The organism is Streptomyces spinoverrucosus, assembly GCF_006539505.1.
GTDB lineage: Bacteria > Actinomycetota > Actinomycetes > Streptomycetales > Streptomycetaceae > Streptomyces > Streptomyces spinoverrucosus.
In genome coordinates this window covers 62,487-83,549 of sequence record NZ_BJND01000003.1, presented here as the reverse complement: position 1 = coordinate 83,549, position 21,063 = coordinate 62,487, and the positions used below count along the sequence as shown (strand labels likewise).

Below are 21,063 nucleotides of genomic sequence, written 5' to 3'. Positions count from 1 at the left end.
CATTTTCTGACCTGGGATCACATGCGACGGTCAGCTCTGCGCGGGGTCCGCCGGGTCGGTCGGCACGCGGATGTCCACCACACAGACGTCGTCCCGTCGTTCTTCCTCCAACACGGCCGCGAGCAGCGGGCCGAGTGAGCCGGGCTCGTCGGTGTGGTGGGTGACGAGGGCCTGCGCGAGCCGTTCCAGGCCGCGGTCGATGCCCTCCGAGGGGCGCTCCACCAGCCCGTCGGTGTAGAGCAACAGCCGGTCGCCGGGCTCCAGTCGGCACTCCGCCTCCTCGAAGACCGGTGTGGTGCTCGCCCCGAGCAGCATGCCGCCGGGCCGCCCGAGCCGTCGTACCGCACCGGCGCGCAGCAGCAGCGGCGGGGGATGGCCGGCCTGGGCCCAGACCAGTCGTCGTTCGCCGGGCCGGTAGTGGGCCAGCACCATGGTCGCCGTGCCATGCGGGTCGCGGGAGTGCAGCAGCAGCGTGTTGAGCCGGCTCAGGGCACCGGTGAGTGAGGAGCCCGTGATGACCATGCCCTTGGCGGTGAACCGGAGTTGGGCCATCGTGGCGACCGCGTCGATGCCGTGACCGGCGACGTCCCCGACCACGAACAGCGCGTTCCCGTCGGGCAGTTCGATGGCGCTGTACCAGTCGCCGCCGACGTGGATCCCCGACTGCGCGGGCAGATACGCCACTTCCACCCGCAGTCCGGCCAGCCGCAACGGCTTGTCCGGCAGCGGCAGCAGGCGCGTGCTGGAGCCGGGCGGCCAGCGCCCGTTCGGCCTGGAGGACCCCGTGCTGGGTGAGGATCGCCCGCTCGCTCGCCACCAGGGCGAGTTCGGCGCTGCGCTGCGCCGTGAGGTCCTGGACGAAGCCGTGCACCTCCACGGGCGTGCCGTGCAGGTCGGCCACCGCCTCGGCGACGACCCGCAGATGGCGTAGCCCACGCGCCGTCCGGATCCGGAACGGCACGTCGACCGGCCGTCCTTCGTGCTGGAGCGCCCTGATGGCGCGGGTCAGGGCCGGCACGTCCTCCGGCACGGCCAGGCCGGGCAGGTCGGAGAGCGGCACTGGTCCGCGCGCGGGATCGCGGTCGAGGACGGTGAAGATCTGGGCGGACCATGTGGCGTCGTGGCTGACCAGGTTCCAGTTCGCCCAGCCGAGGTTGCCCAGCCGCTGCACGTCCGCCAGCCGCTGCTCCTGCCGGTCCGACGGGTCGAGCCGGATCCAGCTGACCACGAGCCCGTCGCCCAGCCGCGCCACCCGTACCGAGTACGTCGACAGTTCGGCGACGCCGGCCACCACGTCCTGCTGCCCGAACGGCTCGCCCTCGTACGGCCTCCCGGCGCTCAGCACATCCAGGCACCGCTGCCACAGCGACTCGTCCGCGATCGGCGGCCAGCACTCCAGGATCCGCAGCCCCACCAGCTCACGGCCACCACGCCCGATGACGTCGATCGCCTCCGGGGTGGCCGCGTCGATGCGGTAGTCCTCGATGTCGCCGGAGGGGGCGCGCAGCGGGGTGAGCAGCATCGCCGCGCCGGGCAGGGTGTCGAACACGGCCTGTACGGCTTCGGCGGCGCCGTCGGCGACGGGTTCCGGCCGGGCGTCGAAGGCCCGCAGCCGACCCGCGCACAGCCGGACGACCGCCCGCAGATGCTCGCGGGTGCGCGGCGTGAACGGAACGGGGCGGGTGCGCAGCACGCCGATCGCGACGTCGGCGGTGTCGCCGGTCACCACCGGCAGCCAGGCGCGCGACCGCCAGCGCTCGGGCGGGTCGCCGATGAGCAGGAACCGCTTCCGGTCCTCCGCGAGGTCCTCCAGCCAGCGCGCCTGCCGGGTGCGCAGCGTCTCCAGCGCGGCGATGCCGGTCAGCGGGGGCACCCGACGCCACTGGGCGGCCAGTGTGGCGTCGACGCCCGCGTGCCCGACCAGTTCGAGGCCGCCCTCGGGGAGCCGGGCGAAGATCATGACCGCGTCGGCGGCGACGGTGTGCGCGAGATGCTCCAGCAGGCATCCGGCCAGCTCCTGCGGGGTGCGCACGCCCACGAGTGCTCGGCCCAGTCGTCCCAGGGCGGTCGATCCGTCGTCGGACGGCTCACGGGCGGGCGGGGGGACCGGGACGCCGGGGTTGTCGGGCGCCGGCGGGGCCCGGTCGGGGGCCGGGATGGCCTTGCCGGGGGAGCCGTTGCCGAGCGTGATCCAGCACTCCTCGATCAGCGTGCGGTTCCCGGCGTTCGCGCGCCTGAGGAGTTCCTCGTGCGCCGCGTCCGCGGAGCACCCGGTGAGGGCCATGAGAGCGCCCTTGGCCCGCTCCAGGACAGCCGAGGTCGCCGCCAGGTCCCGCAGCCGGTCCAGCTCGGCGCGTCGCCCGGCCATGGCTCCGGCCGATGTGACCGTCTCGGATCCGGTGCTGTTCTCCGCCGGGATCGCGGGGTCGCTCGTCACGCGTCGAGCATCGCACAGGGACCCCCCGGAGAGCGCAAGGTCGCCTGGAGGGAATCCACTCGAAAGCGCAAGGCGTGGCCATGGCTGGTCACGCCGGTTCCGGTCGGCGAAGCAGTGAAGTGCTCCCGAAGCCCCCTCAGCGCCCCATGTTGCGCTCCACCAACGCGTCGGTCACCGCCCGTACGCTGCGCGCGATGTGCTGGAGCTGCAGCACCTCGGCGGCGTACAGCTTGATCGTGTGCTCGATGACCGACTCCGGCATGCCGAGCCGCGGCAGGTCGGCGCGGGCGGTCTGCAGGGCGGTGCGGGCGACCCGGATCTCGTGCTGGACCTGGATCTGCGCGTGCCGGGCGAGCAGCACGGGGTGGCGGATCAGCGCCGGATAGCCGGCGTACCGCGCCGGTACCAGCTCGCGCAGCCACTTGGCCGCCGAGCGCTCCCAGTCGTAGCTGCCGGGGGTCTTGACCTGGCACGGCCAGTCCGGGCTGGTGCGCGTGGACGTCAGGGGCATGATCATCGCTTCCGGTGTGCTGCGGTGCGGAGGTGGTCCGCGGTGGTGGGGCGGCCCCGGCCTAGGGGATGACCGGGGCCGCCCTGACCGAACACCCAGGGCACCGACGCGGGTAGGGGACGTCGGCTTCGGGTGTTCGTGCGGGCACCCGGGAAAGCAGGCCTGCGCATGGGCTGACGGTCGGCTCTCTCGGGCGGGTGCGGATCCGCGAGCAGTATTTATATATGCCGATCGCTTTGCAAGACGTATGAAAACATTCATGCGCGCTTTGAAATGAAAGGTCCCTTTGTAATTCCGCTCAGGTAGGGGCGGGAGCTCAGTCCCGCAGGAAGAACTGGTGCTGGTCGGAGACGTGCTCGTACGCCTCCAGGCGGGCCTGGGTGCGTTCCGGGTCGGCGTCCGTCATGGCCTGGAGCAGCGCGGCCGCCATCACGCCGGGCGCCGCGTAGGAGTCGAAGACGAGCCGGGAGCCCGTGCCGGTGGCGAACGTGACGTCGGCCTCGTCGGCGACCGGTCCGAGCGCCAGGTCGGTGATCAGGGCGACGCGCAGCCCGGCGCCGCGCGCGAGGCGTACCGCGGCGAGGGTCTCCTGGGCGTGCCGGGGCATCGAGAACGCCAGCACCCAGGTGCCGCCGGCCTCGCGGGACTGCAGCAGCGCGTCGTAGGCGACGCTGCCGCCCTTCGTCACCAGCCGTACGTCGGGGTGGATACGGCGCGCGGCGTACGCGAAGTACTCGGCGAGCGAGGCGGAGATGCGCAGCCCCAGCACGGTCAGCGGGGTCGACTCCGACAGCTGGCGACCGATCGCGATCACCTGGTCGGGGTCGGCGAAGTCACGGCGCAGGTTCTCCAGGTTCTCGATCTCGGCGTCCACCGCGGCCTGGAGTTCGTTGCCGCGGTCCTCCTCGGCGGTCGCGGGGCCGCCGGCCAGCGCGCCGAGGGCGATCGCCTGGAGCTTCTCCCGTAGCGCGGGGTAACCGCTGAAGCCGACCGCGGCGGCGAAACGCGTCACCGACGGCTGGCTGACCCCGGCACGGTCGGCGAGCTCGGTGATCGACAGGAACGCCGCCTCGGTGAGGTGCTCGATCAGGTACTGCGCGATGCGCCGCTGCCCCGGCGACAGTCTGGGCTGGTCGAACAGCGCCCTGAGCTGGGAACTCGGGGCGGCCTCCGCCTCCGGTGCGGTCTTCCCCGAGGTGATCGCGGATGCCTGTGCGCGTGCCTGCTGCGGCGATGCCACGGGTGCGCCTCCTTTGCTTCCCACGGAGCTTCAACATAGCTCACGCACCGTGGCGATCAGGGGCCCATGCCGGTCATCCGGGGGCGGCCCGAGCGGGGGCGCATGCCGGTCACCGGGGGCGGTCGGAGGAGGTGTGCACGCGGGTCACCGGTGGCAGCCGGAGCAGGGGCCAATGCCAGTCACCGGGGCGGTCGGAGCAGGGGCGCACGCGGGTCACCGGTGGCAGCCGGAGCAAGGGCCAATGCCAGTCACGGGGGGCAGTTGGAGCAGGGGCGCATGCCGGTCACCGGGGCGGTCGGAGCAGGGGCGCATGCCGGTCACCGGGGGCAGTTGGGCCAGGGGCGCACGCCGGTCACCGAGGGCGGCCGGAACCGGTGCGGGAGTCGGGGTCGTGCACAGGCTCCCGCACCGGCCGGGCGTCACCGCTTCAGCAGCCGTACCGACAGACCGCGCGCGGTGTAAAGCGGCACGGCCCGCAGCGTGTCGGAGTCCAGCTCGACGCGGTCGAACTGGCCGCGCAGCACCGGGACGTCGAGCACGCGGATCGTCCTGCCCGCGGCCGGCGGCTTGTCGGCGTCGAGCCGCAGGGACAGCGTGCTGCCCCGGCCGAGCATCGCCCGGCGCGTCACCTCCAGGGCGGGCTCCTTGCCCGAACGCAGGGTCACCTCCAGCGTGCCCGACTCCTGGGCGTAGGTGCCGTGCACCTGCACCGACTTGGCGAGCCTCAGCGTGCCGCCGGTCACCCGCACGTCACCGTGCCCCAGCGCGTGGCCCGAACCGGCGGCCAGCACACCGCCCGAAACCACCGTGCCGCCGGTGTACTTGTTGTGGCCCGTCAGGGTCAGCGTGCCGGTGCCCCGCTTGGTCAGCCCGCCCCGCCCGTCGATGTCGTTGCGCCAGGCGTCGGCTGCGCCGAAGCCGCCGGCCGCCGCGTTCAGCGTCACTGTCACGTCGGAGTCGAAGGCGCCGTAACCGTCCGCCGCGGCGAACAGGTTCAGCCGGCCCCACTGCTCGACGCCGTCCAGCAGCACGTACCCCGAGGGCAGCGCGGTCGTGCGCAGCACCTCGCGGCGCTGCTCGGCGGTCAGATACGGCAGCCGCGTCTCCAGCAGCACCTCCGCGCCCTTGGGCACGGTCATCGGCTTGCTACGGCCGTGCCGGGTCAGGATGTACGTCAACCGGGGCCGCACGGAACGGGCGTTGGCGGCCCGGTCCGCGTACGGGTCGGTCTCGGCGTCGGCCGAGTGCGCGTAGGCGTTCAGGGTGTCCGCCGTGGTGCCGGTCCGCGCCCGGAAGTAGGCGAGGGCCTGGGCGCGCGCCGCGGCCTTCAGCTCCGCGTTCGCCGGGTCGGCCAGCGCGGCCGCCGCCAGGGCCGTGGCCATGACGCGGCCGCCGATGACGTCGACGGGGGAGTGCATACCGGCCACGATCCGGGTGTCGGCGAGCGCGAAGGCGTGCGTCACCAGCTCCTGGAACCGCTCGGGTATCGCGTAGGCGTACGCCAGGCACGCCAGGTGCAGGGCGTTGGCGTGACCGCTGGGGAACCCGCCGTCGTCGGCGGGGCTGGTGCTGCGCTGACGCAGCAGCTGCGGGGCGACGATCACCTCGCAGTCGTACACCGGGTAGCCGAACGCGTCCGTCCGCCCGGTGTCGACGACCTCGCTGTCCTCGTTCATGCGCCACGGGCGCGGGTACTGGTATGTGAACTTGGCGGGGTTGCTGGAGGCGAACGGGCCGCGCACCGTGTTGACCAGCTCGGCCACCTTGCCCAGCTCCGAGGCGGTCGAGCCCGCGCCGAGCGCCGATCCGGCGGGCGCGTCGGCCGGAACCGCGTCGCTGATCTTGGTGGCCGGGGTGCCGTCCGGGGCGCTGGTGATCGAGGTGACCGCCTTGGCGCCCTCCCGGTACAGGCCGGCCAGCGGGCCCAGGCCCGCGATCATCGCGTAGCTCTGGTGCTGCCGGTCGACGATGAACGCCTCCTTGGCCTGCTCCGGCGTCCGCCTGGCCGTGATCCGGGCGCAGTAGCGCATGTTGGCGCGCAGCACCTCGGGGTGGAGCGGCGTGCCGGTGTTCCAGGCGTCGCCGGTCTTCCACACCTCGGCCATCCCGCCGAGGATCCGCACCACGGCGTTGGTCTCGGGCGTCCGGTTGGCAGTGTCGTTGCTCTTGTAGTCGTCGACGAACGCGGCGAGCGGGGTGGCGGCCTTGGCGTCCGCGGCGGCCAGCCAGCCGGCGAAGGTCGGGGCGGCCAGCAGTCCCGCGGAGGTGCCCAGCGAGGTCCTGAGGAAACCCCGGCGGTTGAGGGCGAGCTGACCCGCCGACGCGGTGGACGGGTGCCCGGCTGGTGACGGCATGAGGGTGCCTCTCTGGAGTTCGGGTGGGTGGGTGCGGTGGCGACGGGGGTGGGTGAGGCACTCAAGGCCTGCGAGCGAAGATCTACGGGCGAGTTGTGTCGGTCCGGGGATGGTCCGGCGACGGCGCCATGTCCTGCGGGTGAACGAGATCTGGTGATCTCTGTGCGGGTGTGTTCGTTCTGCCTGACGGACATTGATGTTCGCTGTGTGAACGCGTGGGATCCTATCCGATGCCGCGTTCGCCGAAGCGGCCGCGCGGAAAGGCTGACCGACGTGCATCTCCCTTACCAGCGCCGTCCGTTGCACGACCTGCCGGACACCCCCGAGGCCTACGACGCCGTCCTCGCCGCCGTCACCGAGCAGGCCCTGGCCCGCATCGCGCCCGACGGCAGCCTCGAACACCCCGCCGCCGTCCTCGACGTCGGCGACACCTCCCTCGGCGTCACGTCCCTGCTGGCGCTCGCCTGGCAGCGCGGCCGGGATCCACGCCTGCCGGAGGTGGTGCGCCGCAGCCTCGCCTTCCATCTGCGCGAGCGGGTGTTCCGCGAGGACAACCCCGGCTATCCGAACCTGAGGATCCGCGGCTCCGGACTGCCGTACGCCCGCTTCGCCCTGCGGGCGGGCGCGCACCCGCACGGCGACTGGCCGAGCACGGTGTGGGCGCTGCTGCAGACGGTCAACGTGCTGGACGCGACGGACAGCATCCTCGACGACGAACCGGTCAGCGCGCTGCGGGAGTTGGCCCACGGCTACTGGCGCTGGCTGACCGAGGCCACCTTCTTCAACCCGCAGCAGGCCGGCAACCAGGCGATCGCCTGCGTCGTCGGCGGCCTGATGCTGGCACGCCATCTCCCGCCCGCGGAGGGCAAGGCGGTTCGGCTCCGGGCGATGAGTCTGTACGACCACGAGATCCGCGCCCGCCGGATCCGCGACCGGGGTGCCCTCCTGCCACCCGAGCACGGCGGGGCGTACGACAACAACTACGGCCCCATCTCCCTCTCCTTCCTCGCCCAGGCCCACCGGGTCAGCGGCGAGGAGGTCTTCGCCGAGGACGGCGACGCGCTCGCCCGCTATCTCGACGCCCGCCTGACGGGCGGCGGCTTCGACCTCGGCGGGCCCCGCTACAGCGAACAGCACTGCGGCTTCGAGGCGGTCCTCGGCCTGCGGCACTTCGGCCGCCGTATCGGCGCCGACCTGGGCCGCTACCGGGGCGACACCCGCTGGGCCCGGCACGCGGCACAGCCCGACGGCGGCCTCGACGGCCACTTCGCCTTCATGCTCGTCTGGCAGATCCAGGACACCCCGGGCTGGCACCGCACGCCCTCGACGACCCCGGCCCGCCACCAACTGCGCGCGGGCGGCGTCTCGGTGGCGTTCGACGACCGGATGACCCCGTCACTGATCGAGGCGGCGGGCACCTACTACCTCCCGGCCGCCGTCCACCGCCAGCACGGCTTCGGCCCGGTGACGGACGGCTTCCTGCTGTGCCGTCCGTTCGGCGAGGTCCGCGTCCGCGACCTGCGCACCGGCGGCCTCGCGGGCAAGCTGGTCACCCAGCCGGTCGTGGACCGCGAGCACGTCCTGCGTCATGTGCGGTCCCTGTACGTCACCGACGGCACGCGTCTGTGGGTGACGGTCGCCGTGCAGCGGCTGGCCGGGACGCCGTATCTGCTGGCCGGGATGCCGTACGCGGCGGACGACGGCGACCGGGTGCGCAGGACCGCGCAGCCCGCCGGCGTGACCTCCGCGGGCCCCCTGCGCCTGACGCACCCCTCGGCGCCGGGGCCCGACCACTTCGACGCCCGCGCCGAGGTCACCCAGGAGCAGGCGGCGTTCGCACTCGCCGCCGACCCGCGCGTCTTCGGCAACCCGGACGAAAGCTGGCGGCACCTGATCTCCTCCACGGCCCTGGAGGCGGCCCCGGCCCCGGAGGCACCGGCGGACCTGCACGTCTTCGCCGTCCGCTACGGCGATCCGACCCCGTTCGCCCCCACGTTCGAGCCCGGCCCACGCGGCCTGACGGTCCGCACGGAGGCCTTCACGGCCCTGATCGGCATCGCGGCGGGCGACACCCACGGCGAACCGGAGCTGAGACTCAAGCCCCACTAACCGGCGAACCGGAGTTGACGTCGAAACCCCGCCAGCCCATGCCCACGACCAGGTCCGCACGCCCCCGGGTCGCCGCCACCAGCTCGGCGTTGCGCTGGTCCGTCCCCAGTACCCACGCCACCGCCTCCTCGTGGCCCTTGCCGAACTCCTCGTGCCGGGCGACGAGGCGGCGGATTCGCTCCGGCTCGGGCAGTTCGCAGAACCACACCTCGTCCAGCTGCGGCCGGACCCGCGCCCAGGCGCCCGAGTCGAGCAGCAGGTAGTTGCCCTCGGTCACGATCAGGCGGGCGGTCGCCGGGACCGGGATCGCGCCCGCGATCGGCTGCTCCAGGACGCGCTCGAAGCCGGGCGCGTACACCACGTCGTCACCGTCCTCGTGCAGCCGCCGCAGCAGGGCCGCGTACCCGGCCGCATCGAAGGTGTCGGGCGCGCCCTTGCGCTCGCGGCGGCCGAGCCGGTCCAGCTCCACGTCGGCGAGGTGGAAGCCGTCCATGGGGACGTGTGCGACCCAGGGCCGGCCGGTGTCGTTCAGCTCCCGCACCAGGCGTTCCGCGAGGGTCGTCTTGCCCGCGCCGGGGCTGCCGGTGATGCCGAGGACGGCCCGGCGGCCGTCCGCCGCGAGGGCACGGGCGCGGGCCAGGAGGTCGTCGAAGGTCACTGGCACACAGCAGAGTGTGGCATCCGGCCGACGGGCGATGAGTTCCGGCTCCGGGCAGAGTCGGATCAGGGGAGAGATGAGGAAGAAGGGGGGTTGCGAGACGAGGAAGAAGGGGGGTTGCGAGACGAGGAAGAAGGGGGGAGAGACAGGAAGAAGGGAGCAAGGCACATGTCCGACGACGAGACCCTGATCCGTGACCTCATCACCCGGTGGGCCGAAGCCGTCCACCGTGGAGACCTCGACGGCGTCCTCGCGGACCACACCGAGGACATCGTCATGTTCGACGTGCCGCCACCGCACGAGGGCGTCCGCGGTATCGACGCCTACCGGGACACCTGGCCGCCGTTCTTCGAGTGGCAGTCCCAGGGCGCGTCCTTCGAGATCGAGTCCCTGGACGTCACCGCGGGCACCGAGGTGGCCTACGCGCACGCCCTGCTGCGCTGCGGCATGCCCAAGGAACTCGCCGCGCAGCCCACCCTGCGCCTGCGGCTGACGATTGGCCTGCGCAAGGAGGACGGCCGCTGGCGGATCGCGCACGAGCACCACTCGTTCCCCCTCGACTGACCGTCGTACGGCGGAACGTGCCCGGTGTGGCGCCCGCCACCCACTGGACCCCGGCGAGCCGGGGAACCGTCCCTGTATGACAGAGCTCGGTCTCCCCGAAGAAATCCTGGCCTGCCTCTTCGACCTCGACGGGGTCGTCACCAAGACGGCCGTGGTGCACGCCGCCGCCTGGAAGGAGACGTTCGACGCCTTCCTGCGCGAGCGCGACGGCGACGACTTCCGGCTGTTCGACGCCGTCGCCGACTACGACGAGTATGTCGACGGCCGCCCCCGCGCGGACGGCGTGCGCACCTTCCTCGCCTCCCGCGGCATCCACCTGCCCGAAGGCAGCCCCGACGACCCGCCCGACGCCCCGACCGTGCACGGCGTCGGCAACCGCAAGAACGAGCTCCTCCTGGCGAAGATCCGCAGCGGCGGCGTCGAGGCCTACGACAGCACCCTGCGCTACATCGAGGCGGTCCGCGCCCAGGGCCTGCGCACCGCGATCGTCTCGTCCAGCGCCAACTGCCGTGACGTGCTGCGCGCGATCGACGCCGAGGAGCTGTTCGACGTACGCATCGACGGCGTGGTGGCGGCGGAGCGGAAGCTGCCGGGGAAGCCGCGACCGGACACCTTCCTGGCCGCCGCCCACGACCTCGGCGTCGAGGCGCGGCAGGCGGCCGTGTTCGAGGACGCGCTGGCCGGCATGGACGCCGGGCGCGCGGGCGACTTCGGTTACGTTGTCGGCGTCGACCGCGCCGGACAGGCCGAGGCCCTGTACGCGCACGGCGCGGACCGGGTCGTAGAGGATCTCGCCGAACTGGGGGGCAAGGAGTGATCGCACAGGGGGCGTACGCCGTCGAGCCGTGGACCGTGCGGGAGACGGACCTCAAACTCGACGTGCTGGCACAGAGCGAGTCCGTGTTCGCGTTGTCCAACGGCCATGTCGGCTGGCGCGGCAACCTCGACGAGGGCGAGCCGCACGGCCTGCCCGGCTCGTACCTCAACGGGGTGCACGAGCTGCATCCGCTGCCGTACGCCGAGGCCGGGTACGGCTATCCGGAGTCCGGTCAGACGGTCATCAACGTCACCAACGGCAAGGTCGTCCGGCTGCTCGTCGACGACGAGCCGTTCGACCTGCGCTACGGGCGGCTCGTCGCGCACGAACGGACCCTGGATCTGCGCAGGGGTGTCCTTGAGCGGGTCTGCGAGTGGACCTCACCGGCCGGTTCGACGGTGCGGGTGCGTTCGACGCGGCTGGTGTCGCTCACGCAGCGGGCGATCGCCGCCGTGGCGTACGAGGTGGAGCCCGTCGACAGCCGTACGCGGGTGGTGATCCAGTCGGAGCTGGTCGCCAACGAGAGCCTGCCCGAGCCGAACGGCGACCCGCGTGCCGCCCGGGCGCTGAAGTCGCCGCTGGAGCACGAGGAGGACTTCGCCGACGGCCCCCGGCTGCGCCTCGTGCACCGCACCCGGCGCAGCGGCCTGCGCGTCGCCGTGGCCGCCGACCACGTCCTGACCGGCCCGGAGCGCACGACCACGAGCAGCGAGAGCAATGTGGACGTGGCCCGCCTGACCGTCACCTCCGTGCTCGACCCCGGTGAGCGGCTGCGGGTGGAGAAGCTGGTCGCGCACGGCTGGTCCGGCGTCCGCTCCCGGCCCGCGATGAGCGACCAGGTCGAGGCGGCGCTGGCGGCGGCCGCGCACAGCGGCTGGCAGGGCCTGCTCGACGAACAGCAGGCGTATCTGGACGACTTCTGGGCGCGGGCCGACGTAGAGGTCGACGGCGACGAGGAGATCCAGCAGGCGGTCCGCTTCGCCCTCTTCCACGTCCTCCAGGCGGGCGCCCGCGCCGAGGGCCGAGCGATACCCGCCAAGGGCCTGACCGGCTCCGGCTACGACGGCCACGCCTTCTGGGACACCGAGACCTTCGTGCTGCCCCTGCTGACCTACACCTCGCCGGGTGCCGTCGCCGAGGCGCTGCGCTGGCGGCAGAACACCCTGCCCGCCGCCCGCGAACGCGCCGCCCAACTCGGCCTGCGCGGCGCGGCGTTCCCATGGCGGACGATCGAGGGCTCGGAGGGTTCGGCGTACTGGCCCGCCGGCACCGCCGCCTTCCACGTCAACGCCGACATAGCCGACGCCGTCGTCCGGTACGTGGCGGCGACCGGCGACCGCGACTTCGAGCGGGACACCGGCGTGGAGCTGCTGGTGGAGACGGCCCGGCTGTGGCGCTCCCTCGGCCACCACGACCACCACGGCGCCTTCCACATCGACGGTGTCACCGGCCCGGACGAGTACAGCGCGATCGCCGACGACAACACGTACACCAACCTCATGGCCCGGGCGAACCTGCTGGCCGCCGCCGCCGCCGTCGAACGCCACCCGGAACAGGCCGCGCAACTGGACGTGGACCACGAGGAGAGCGCCGCCTGGCGCGCAGCGGCCACCGCCATGCACATCCCGTACAACCCCGACCTCGGCGTGCACGAGCAGCACGCGGGCTTCACCCGCTACCAGCGCTGGGACTTCGAGTCGACGGGCCCCGACCAGTTCCCGCTGATGCTGCACTTCCCGTACTTCGACCTGTACCGCAAGCAGGTCGTCAAGCAGGCCGACCTGGTCCTTGCGATGTACACCTGCGGCAGCCACTTCGACGACGAGCACATCGCCCGCAACTTCGCCTACTACGAGCCGCTGACGGTGCGGGACTCCTCGCTCTCCGCCTGCGTCCAGGCCGTCATCGCCGCCCAGGCCGGCCATCTCGGCCTCGCCTACGACTACACCGTCGAGGCGGCCCTGATGGACCTGGCCGACCTGGAGCAGAACACCCGCGACGGGCTGCACATCGCGTCGCTGGCCGGTACGTGGATGGCGCTGGTCGCCGGTTTCGGCGGGATGCGCCGCACCGGCGACACGCTGCGCTTCGCGCCCCGCCTGCCCGAACGGTTCAGCAGGCTCGCCTTCACGATCCAGCTCCTCGACCGCCGCCTGCACGTGGAGATCAGCCCCGACAAGGCCACGTACACCCTGCTATCCGGCCCACGCCTGACGATCACTCACCACGGCGAGCACCTGAACGTCGGCCCCGACAGCCCCGCCGTCCGCACGGTCCCGCCGACACCCGAGCGCCCGACCCCGGAACAGCCCCCGCACCGCACACCGAACGCCCACTGAGCCCACTCACGTAAGCTAATGTTCTTGATTGTTTTCCCTGAATCCTCCCCAAGTTCATCGACCGTGGGGGTTTCAGTAACCCGGTGAGCTTGGGGGAGGGGCCGGACCATGGCCGAAAGTGCGAGGGTGACCCGTGTCGGAAGGCTGCGCCTCGGCCCGCCGGGCGCCCCGGCGGTGGTGGCGGGCGCCTTCACCGTGGCGCAACTCCTGCTGGTGCCGCCCGGCATGGGCCTCGGCTGGGACGAGACGGTGTACGTCAGCCAGGTCGGCGACCAGGCCCCCGCCGCCTTCTTCAGCGCACCCCGCGCCCGCGGCGTCTCCCTGCTGGTGGCGCCGATCGCGTCCTGGTCGACGTCCACCGCACTGCTCCGCGTCTACCTCGCACTCCTCGCCGGCCTCGGCCTCTACCTGGCCCTGCGCTCCTGGCGCGGCCTGTTCCCGCCCCGGGTCCTGGCCACCGCCGGCGCCCTGTTCGGCACCCTCTGGGTGACGCTCTTCTACGCCCCGCAGGCCATGCCCAACTACTGGGTGGCGATCGGCGCGCTGATCTGCGTCGGCTGCTTCGTGCGGGCCGGGGACAGCGCCAGGGCGCTGTGGGGGATCGGGGCGAGCGCGGCGCTGATGGCGTTGATGCGGCCGACGGACGCGGTGTGGGTGACGATTCCCTTGCTGGTCCTCGCCGTGTCCGTACGGCAGTGGCGAGCCCTCGCGGCACTGCTGGCGGGCCTGGCGGCCGGGGCCGCGGAGTGGATCGTCGAGGCCTACGTCAGTTACGGCGGCCTCGGGGAGCGGCTGGCCGAGGGCTCCCGCATCCAGGGCGGACTCGGCCTGAACTTCGCCGTCGACGATCAACTGCGCAGCCTGGTCGGCCGTACCCTGTGCCGCCCGTGCACCGCGCCGATGCCCAACCCGGTCATCACCCTGTGGTGGTACGCCCTTCCGCTCCTCGCCGCGCTCGGCCTCGCGATCGCCATCCGCGCCGGCCGCACCAGACCCACCCTCGCCGCCCTCGCCTGCGCCACGACGGCCGCCGTCCCCTACCTCTTCCTGATCGAGTACGCGGCCCCCCGCTTCCTGCTGCCCGCCTACGCGCTCCTCGCCCTCCCCGCCGCCGACGCGCTGTGGCGCCTTGTCACCGCACCGGACGGGCGGTGGCGGCCCGTGGCGGCGACACTGGTCGCGCTCGGGCTGGCCGGTCATCTGGCGGTGCAGTACGTCGTCCTGGACCGCACCGCGCAGCGCACCGTCGCCGACCGCGAGGACTGGGTGCGCACCGCCGACCGACTGCACAGCCTCGGGGTACGCCCGCCCTGCCTGCTCACCGGCCACCAGGCCATCCCCATCGCGTACTACACCGGCTGCTCCTCCGGCGCGGTCCGCGGCCACAACGCCAACACCACCGAGGCGGAGATCCTGAGCAGCGCCCGCCGCATCCCCGTCGCCACCCTGACCACAGCCGACGGCCGCCCACCGGCGTACGCCCGCGACTGGACCGAGCACCGGCTCGACGGGCTGCGGGTGTACGTCGCACCGCGGAGCGGGCCTGGGGAACCGGCGCTTACCAAGGCTCCGTGACCCGGCCGGGACGTTTCCCCGGCGCCCGCCTCAGGTAGGACTCCGATTGTCGGCTCGGACGAGGGGGGAGTGGCATGGCGGGACACGAGAGCGCCGGACGACTGGGGGACGAGTTCTGCGTCCCCGGCAGCTCGTCCTTCACGGAGTTCCTCGCGGCGTACCGCCCGGAGCTGCTGCCCATGCGTCGCCCCTTCCCCGACGGCGTCCGCGCGGCGGACGACCGGTTCCCGCACGGCACCACCGTGCTGGCGCTCGGCTACCGCGACGGCGTGCTGATCGCCGGGGACCGCAGGGCCACCTCGGGCAACCTCATCGCCCAGCGCGACCTGGAGAAGGTGCACCCCGCGGACGACTACACCGCCGTCGCCTTCGCGGGCAGCGTCGGGCTCGCCGTGGACATGGTGAAGCTGTACCAGGTCGAGCTGACGCACTTCGAGAAGATCGAGGGCACCCCGATGACCTTCAGCGCGAAGGCGACCCGGCTGGCCGGCATGATCCGGCAGAACCTCGGCCAGGCCATGCAGGGCCTCGCCGTCGTGCCGCTCCTGGCCGGTTACGACGTCAAGGCCGCCGGGGGCGCGCGGGGCCGCATCTTCGGCTTCGACGTGGTCGGCGGGGCCTACGAGAAGCCGGACTTCCACGCCGAGGGCTCCGGTTCGCCGTACGCGCGGGGCGCGTTGAAGAAGCTGTTCCGCCCGGGCATGTCCCGGCGCGAGGCCGCCCTGGCCGCCCTCCACGCCCTGTACGACGCGGCCGACGACGACTCCGCGACCGGCGGCCCGGACATCAACCGCCGCATTTTCCCGATCGTCTCCGTCATCACCGAGGACGGCTTCGAACGCCTGCCCGCTCAGGAGACGGAGGAACTGACCCACGAGATGGTCGAACAACGCCGCACCCGCCCCGACGGGCCGAACGCCACACCGTGACAGCGGTGTTCAGGGAGCGAGTGGCCGTGCCGCCACGGCCCGCTCCACCGCCTCGCCCCGACCGTCCGGCTCGACCCGGTACAGCCGCGCGCCCGGCGCGCGAGTCACCACCTCCGCCAGTTCCCCGTCCGTGAACAGCGCGCCCACCCCGTCGTCCAGGGCCCACCCGGCGGGCAGCCGGCCGGTCGCCACGGCCTCCCGGTACGAGGGGCGGCGGCCGGGCTCACTGTCGTAGTGCGGGCAGACCGAGCCGGGGAGCAGGCCCAGGCCGTCCGGCAGGAAGGTGAGCGGGCCGAACGAGTCGGTGTGGGAGCCCTCGGCCCAGCAGTTGGCGCCCGCGCTGATCCCGCACAGCAGGGTCCCCCGGTCGTAGGCCTCGGCGAGCAGCCGGTCGACGCCGTGCGTGCGCCAGACGGCCAGCAGGTTCGCGGTGTTGCCGCCGCCGACGTACACCACGTCCTGCGCGAGCAGGAAGGACCGCAGCGCGGCGTCGTCCAACTCCCGCCGGAACAGCGGCAGGACGGACGGCTCGCACCGCCGGGGCCCGAACGCGTCCAGGAACCGCTCGATGTAGCCGGGCGCGTCGCCGCTGGCGGTGGGGACGAAGCACACCTTCGGCCGGGACGCGCGCGCCTGGCCGAAAACCCAGTCGTCCAGCAGTCCGTCCTCGTCGGTGGAGAAACCCCCGCCGAGCAGGGCCAGACGACGTGCGGGAGCGGCGGTCACGGGCATGCCTCCTGGGCGCGGGACGGGAACGTCGGGCCCAGTCTCCCAAGGCTCACACCCTCAGCTGTCCCCGCCACTTGGTGATCTCCTTCGCCGGGTCTCCGGTGTAGGACCAGGGAGTCCGGGTGTACCGGCGGCCGAGCAGCCGGAGGAGTTCCGTGGCGATCGCGGAGGCACCTGCGTGGCAGGCGGCGTGGGCCAGGTAGTTGAGGTCGCGCAGTTCGACCGGGGTGACCGGGGTGTCCGGGCGTTCCTGGAGCCAGCGCTGCCAGGTGCGGCGTACGTCGCTGACGGCGCCGTCGTGGTCCCAGTGCTGGCCGAGACGGACCGCGGAGTGGAGGCCGCGGGCGGCGTCCAGGGCGTAGCGGAACTCCTCGACGCGGGCGTACTGCACCAGCACCGGCAGCGCGCAGCCGGGTGGGGCCACTCCGGCGGCGTCGCGGGCGAAGTCGTACATCAGGCCGTGGGTGCCGTGCCAGCGGGCGGAGTAGTAGTGCAGGACCTGAAGGTGGCCCTCCATGCTGTACGGGTCCCGCTGGTGCAACTCGTCCCACCAGCGAGCCAGTTCGCGCCTGCGCACCCCCTGCGGGTACAGGCGGGCCACGGAGATCAGCGAGATCCACGGCGTCGGGTCCGCCGGGTACGCCTCCGCGGCGCGCATGCACGCCATGACCGTGCCGTCGATCCGCTCCTGCTCGATCGGCACGCCCCGCCCGGCCGCGATGGCCAGGTTGAACGCCCGGGCCGTCTCGGTCGCGGCCCGCAGGACCAGCGCGTCGGCGCTGTACGGCTCGGCGGCCAGCCAGGACTCCACCGCCGAACTGCCCGCGCAGGCCTGCGCGAGCAGCCGCACCCGGTGCCCCCGCAGGGGCCAGTCGGGGCCGGTGGACCGCAGCAGTTCGCGCAGCCCCTGCCAGCGGCCGATGACGATGTCGTGGCGGGCCGCGGTGAGGTCCGCGTCCCCGCAGTCGGGGTCGAAGTCGGGGGCGAAACGGTCGCGCGCCATCAGGGTCTCTTTCAGAAGTCGGTGGAGAGACCCTCATGGCTGCGGGAGCCCGCGGCCGCGTGGCCGTCGGGCGGGTAGTCCGGCACGATGGCGCGGGTCGCGTCCAGCCGGTCCGGACGGTAGTAGTCGCTGCCCCTGTGCCAGTACCAGAGCATCGGAACCAGGCCCACGGCGAGCCCGCCGACGCCGATCGCGACCGCCGTAGCGCTCAACTCGCCCAGGGACTCCACGAAGACCCAGAACATGAACAGCGAACCGAGCAACGGCCACACCCCGCCGAGCACGAAGTGCGCCGGCGAGCGGAGCAGCATCCCCCGGTAGGCGACGACCGCGGCGAGGCCCGCCAGGCCGTAGTACACGGCGATCTGCAGACCGATCGCCGAGATGGCCTCGGACAGGATGTCGCCCACCGAACCCAGCGCGTTGGCCGCGACGAACATCGCCAGCGCCACCGCGCCGACCAGGGCGATCGCCACCCACGGCGTGTTCCACCGGCGGTGCACCCGGCCCAGCGCGGAGGGCATCGTACGGTCCCGGCCCATCGCGAACAGCGACCGCGTGACCTGGATCAGCGTCGTCTCCAGCGTGGCGATGGTGGACAGCATCACCGCCGCGACGATCAGCTTGCCGCCCCAGCCCGGCCAGATCTCGTCGCCGAGCACGGCCAGCACGTCGGCGCCGTTCTCCTCGATCTGCCGGGTGGAAAGCACGATGTTCACCGCGATCGTGAACACCATGAACAGCAGGAAGACGATACCGACGCCGATGAGCCCGGCGAGACCCGTGGTACGGCGGCTGTTGCGGGTCTCCTCGCTGAGGTTGCAGGCAACGTCCCAGCCCCAGTAGTAGAACGCCGCGACCAGCGCCCCCGACGCGAAGCCCGACAGGCCGTCGAAGTGGCCGAACCCGAGCCAGGACCAGTCGAACGTGCGGGCGTTGTCCGAGTGCAGCAGTGCCAGCACCGCGAAGACGGCCAGGATGACCAGCTCCACACCCGACATCAGCAGCTGCGCGCGCACGGTCAGCCGGGCGCCGCCCAGCACCACCAGCAGCATCAGCAGGAACCACCCCGCGCCGACCACCGAGGCGAGCGCGGTGTTGTCCGCGAGGTCCTCGTCGAACAGCGCCAGCGTCATCGACCCGGCGGGCAGCGAACCGGCCACCATGAAGATCGTCGCCGACACCACCAGCGCCCAGCCGCTGATGAACCCCAGGAACGGATGGAGCGTACGGCCCACCCACGAGTAACTGGCGCCCGCGTTCACGTCGATACGGCTGAGATAGCTGAACGCCAGCGCGATGCCCAGCATGGGGATCGCGCAGTACAGCAGTGCCGCCGGGCCCGCCAGCCCCACCGCCCCGAACAGAACGGCCGTGGTCGCGGCCAGCGAGTAGGCGGGGGCGCTGCCCGCGACCGCCATCACCACGGTGTCGAACGTACTGAGGGCGCCTGCCTGCAGCCCTCTGCCCGTGCTCTTGCTCATCCTTGCGCTGCTTTCGACTTGCACGACGCGAGGGCGAACGCCCCGACGGCGTAAGTGGTGTGGGGGGTGAACCCGCCTGCGGCCGACGAGGGATGGCCTCGGGCCGGGGCGGCAGAAAAAGCGGAGGGTGGGCGTGGTGGCCGCCCCGTTGTCGGACGGTCACACCGAGTGTGCGAGTGATGATAGCCCCGCGCGTCGGCCTTGCAAGATTGACCTCTGCGGAAATCTCGCGGACCGCCGCATGGCCAACTCCGCTGCCGGTCACGGACCTTGTCGCCCGCGAAGCGGAACCCGCGCGGTCCGGCCTGGGAGACGGGCGAATGGAGTGTGCCCGACGGGAAACGCGGACAGGGACCAACGCCGAGATCGACGAGCCGACGCGGCCGCGACAGGGAGGCAGCCATGGGCAGCGAAGGAACGCGTCCCGAACCGGGGGCGGACGACGCGATGGCCGACGACGCCTACCAGCCCACCGGGACCAACGAGGAGCAGGAGGACGCCGCGCCCCTCGACCTGCAGGACGCCGTCGACGAGCGCACGTACGACGACACCCTGGACGAGGGCTACTCGCCGGCGGAGAAGCCGCTCGGCGTCAGCAAGCACGGCACCACGGCCGCCGAACAGCACACCGGCGAGACCCTCGACCAGCGCCTCGCCCAGGAGCGCCCCGACGTGGAGGAACCCGCCGGGGACGACATCGGCGACCTGGCCGGCGGCGCGGGCGAGCCGGTCGACCCCGAGGCGGGCACCGAGCGCGCCGGGCGGCTGGTGGCCCCGGACGAGGGGGCGCACCCGGACACGACGAAGGAGGCGGTCGCGCAGGACAAGGGCATCGACGCGGGGGCCGCGGGCGCCGAGGAGGCGGCCGTACACATCGTGGACGAGGACACGACCTGACCGGTCAGTCGGCGATGCGGTCGATCTGGCGCAGCTTGTTCGTGGCGTCCAGGGCGGCCACCTTGTAGGACTCCGCCAGCGTCGGATAGTTGAACACCGCATCGACCAGGTAGTCGACCGTGCCGCCGCACCCCATCACGGACTGCCCGATGTGGATCAGCTCGGTCGCCCCCGTGCCGAAGCAGTGCACGCCGAGCAGCGTGCGGTCCTCGGGGGAGACCAGCAGCTTCAGCACGCCGTGCGAGTCCCCGATGATCTGCCCCCGGGCCAGCTCACGGTAGCGGGACACACCGACCTCGAACGGCACCCGGTCGTCGGTGAGCTGGTCCTCCGTACGCCCCACGAAGCTGATCTCCGGGATGGTGTAGATGCCGATCGGCTGGAGGTTGTGCATCCGCCCCACCGGCTCCCCGAAGGCGTGGTACGCCGCCGCCCGCCCCTGCTCCATCGAGGTCGCCGCCAGCGCCGGATAGCCGATGACGTCGCCGACGGCGTAGATGTGCGGCACCTGCGTGCGGTAGTGCTCGTCGACCGTGATCCGGCCGCGCGCGTCGGCGGTCAGGCCCGCCTTGTCGAGGTCGAGGCCGTCCGTGAGGCCCTGCCGGCCCGCCGAGTACATCACCGCGTCCGCCGGGATCTTCTTGCCGCTCTCCAGCACGGTCAGGGCACCCCGGGGATGCCGCTCGACCGCGGCGACGGTCTCCCCGAACCGGAACGTCACCGCGAGGTCCCGCAGGTGGTACTTGAGCGACTCGACGACCTCGACATCGCACATGTCGAGCATCCCGGCCCGCTTCTCGACCACCGTCACCTTGCTGCCGAGGGCGGCGAACATGCTCGCGTACTCCATGCCGATCACCCCCGCACCCACGATGACCATGGAGCGCGGGACGCGTTCGAGGGCCAGGACGTTGTCCGAGTCCATGATCGTGCGGCCGTCGAACTCGACGCTGTCCGGCCGGGCGGGCCGGGTGCCGGTGGCGATCACGATGTGCTCGGCGCTGATCAGCCGCTCCCGGCCGCCGATCTCTTGCAGGGCGACGGTGTGCGGGTCGACGAAGCGGCCCGTGCCGGGGAACAGGGTGACGTGGTTGCGGGAGAGCTGGTTGCGGATGACGTCCACCTCGCGGCCGACCACGTGCTGGGTGCGCGCGATCAGGTCGGCGACGGTGATGTCCTCCTTCAGGCGGTAGCTCTGCCCGTACAGGTCGCGCTGGGTGAGACCGGTGAGGTAGAGCACCGCCTCGCGGAGCGTCTTGGAGGGGATGGTGCCGGTGTGGATGGAGACCCCGCCGACCATGTCGGGGCGGTCGACGACGGCGACCCGGCGGCCCAGCTTGGCCGCGGCTATGGCGGCCTTCTGGCCACCGGGGCCGGATCCGAGGACGAGCATGTCGAAGTCGGGCACCCTCGGAAG

At 72.5% G+C, this 21,063-nt stretch carries 15 protein-coding genes and 1 pseudogene; 7 read left to right on the top strand and 9 right to left on the bottom strand.

What is annotated here, in order from left to right; all coding sequences use genetic code 11:
* Positions 1–30: 30 nt before the first annotated feature.
* The 4 genes and pseudogenes from SSP24_RS00895 to SSP24_RS00880 all read right to left on the bottom strand — a co-directional run bounded on the left by SSP24_RS00895 (position 31) and on the right by SSP24_RS00880 (position 6,542).
* Positions 31–2,368: pseudogene (locus SSP24_RS00895) on the bottom strand (SpoIIE family protein phosphatase).
* Between the two features lie 205 nt (positions 2,369–2,573).
* Complete coding sequence (locus tag SSP24_RS00890; RefSeq protein ID WP_174864559.1) at positions 2,574–2,954, bottom strand: hypothetical protein; 381 nt, start codon at positions 2,952–2,954, stop codon at positions 2,574–2,576.
* 310 nt (positions 2,955–3,264) lie between these two features.
* Positions 3,265–4,188, bottom strand: coding sequence for a MurR/RpiR family transcriptional regulator (locus tag SSP24_RS00885; protein WP_167529472.1), 924 nt, complete (start codon positions 4,186–4,188; stop codon positions 3,265–3,267).
* A gap of 419 nt (positions 4,189–4,607) precedes the next feature.
* Positions 4,608–6,542: a phosphatase PAP2 family protein gene (locus SSP24_RS00880; RefSeq protein ID WP_141306592.1), complete on the bottom strand. Its 1,935-nt coding sequence runs from the start codon at positions 6,540–6,542 to the stop codon at positions 4,608–4,610.
* A 273-nt stretch (positions 6,543–6,815) separates the two neighbouring features.
* Between SSP24_RS00880 and SSP24_RS00875 the strand changes: the two genes are divergently transcribed.
* The gene (locus SSP24_RS00875; RefSeq protein WP_141306591.1) at positions 6,816–8,651 is read left to right on the top strand and encodes a hypothetical protein; all 1,836 of its coding nucleotides are present in this window, start codon (positions 6,816–6,818) and stop codon (positions 8,649–8,651) included.
* Here SSP24_RS00875 and SSP24_RS00870 read toward each other — a convergent pair.
* Positions 8,638–9,315 carry a nucleoside/nucleotide kinase family protein gene (locus SSP24_RS00870; protein ID WP_141306590.1) on the bottom strand — a complete coding sequence of 226 codons (678 nt, stop codon included), beginning with the start codon at positions 9,313–9,315 and terminating at the stop codon, positions 8,638–8,640. The genes SSP24_RS00875 and SSP24_RS00870 overlap by 14 nt on opposite strands.
* A gap of 162 nt (positions 9,316–9,477) precedes the next feature.
* On the opposite strand from SSP24_RS00870, the gene SSP24_RS00865 reads away from it, so the two are divergent.
* From SSP24_RS00865 to prcB, 5 genes are all read left to right on the top strand, one after another.
* Complete coding sequence (locus tag SSP24_RS00865; protein ID WP_141306589.1) at positions 9,478–9,873, top strand: YybH family protein; 396 nt, start codon at positions 9,478–9,480, stop codon at positions 9,871–9,873.
* Positions 9,874–9,949: 76 nt separating this feature from the next.
* Positions 9,950–10,690, top strand: a complete 741-nt coding sequence (locus SSP24_RS00860) for an HAD family hydrolase (protein ID WP_141306588.1) — start codon at positions 9,950–9,952, stop codon at positions 10,688–10,690.
* Entirely contained in the window at positions 10,687–13,029 is a 2,343-nt protein-coding gene (locus SSP24_RS00855) for a glycoside hydrolase family 65 protein (protein ID WP_141306587.1), read from the top strand. The genes SSP24_RS00860 and SSP24_RS00855 overlap by 4 nt, the downstream gene beginning before the upstream one ends.
* A 108-nt stretch (positions 13,030–13,137) precedes the next feature.
* Positions 13,138–14,604, top strand: coding sequence for a hypothetical protein (locus tag SSP24_RS00850; RefSeq protein WP_141306586.1), 1,467 nt, complete (start codon positions 13,138–13,140; stop codon positions 14,602–14,604).
* 74 nt (positions 14,605–14,678) lie between these two features.
* Entirely contained in the window at positions 14,679–15,533 is an 855-nt protein-coding gene (gene prcB, locus SSP24_RS00845) for a proteasome subunit beta (RefSeq protein WP_141306585.1), read from the top strand.
* Positions 15,534–15,542: 9 nt separating this feature from the next.
* Here the strand turns inward: prcB and SSP24_RS00840 are convergent, their stop codons facing one another.
* The 3 genes from SSP24_RS00840 to SSP24_RS00830 are packed head-to-tail and all read right to left on the bottom strand — an operon-like array spanning position 15,543 to position 18,749.
* Positions 15,543–16,265 (bottom strand): Type 1 glutamine amidotransferase-like domain-containing protein, encoded by a 723-nt coding sequence (locus SSP24_RS00840; RefSeq protein WP_141306584.1) that lies wholly within the window; start codon positions 16,263–16,265, stop codon positions 15,543–15,545.
* Between the two features lie 46 nt (positions 16,266–16,311).
* Positions 16,312–17,265 carry a hypothetical protein gene (locus tag SSP24_RS00835; RefSeq protein WP_141306583.1) on the bottom strand — a complete coding sequence of 318 codons (954 nt, stop codon included), beginning with the start codon at positions 17,263–17,265 and terminating at the stop codon, positions 16,312–16,314.
* 11 nt (positions 17,266–17,276) lie between these two features.
* Positions 17,277–18,749, bottom strand: a complete 1,473-nt coding sequence (locus SSP24_RS00830; protein ID WP_141306582.1) for an APC family permease — start codon at positions 18,747–18,749, stop codon at positions 17,277–17,279.
* A gap of 402 nt (positions 18,750–19,151) precedes the next feature.
* Here SSP24_RS00830 and SSP24_RS00825 point away from each other — a divergent pair, with 402 nt between their 5' ends.
* A complete protein-coding gene (locus SSP24_RS00825; RefSeq protein WP_141306581.1) occupies positions 19,152–19,646 on the top strand; it encodes a DUF5709 domain-containing protein in 495 nt (164 codons plus the stop codon).
* 4 nt (positions 19,647–19,650) lie between these two features.
* Here SSP24_RS00825 and sthA read toward each other — a convergent pair whose 3' ends face one another.
* Complete coding sequence (gene sthA / locus SSP24_RS00820) at positions 19,651–21,054, bottom strand: Si-specific NAD(P)(+) transhydrogenase (RefSeq protein WP_141306580.1); 1,404 nt, start codon at positions 21,052–21,054, stop codon at positions 19,651–19,653.
* Positions 21,055–21,063: the final 9 nt, after the last annotated feature.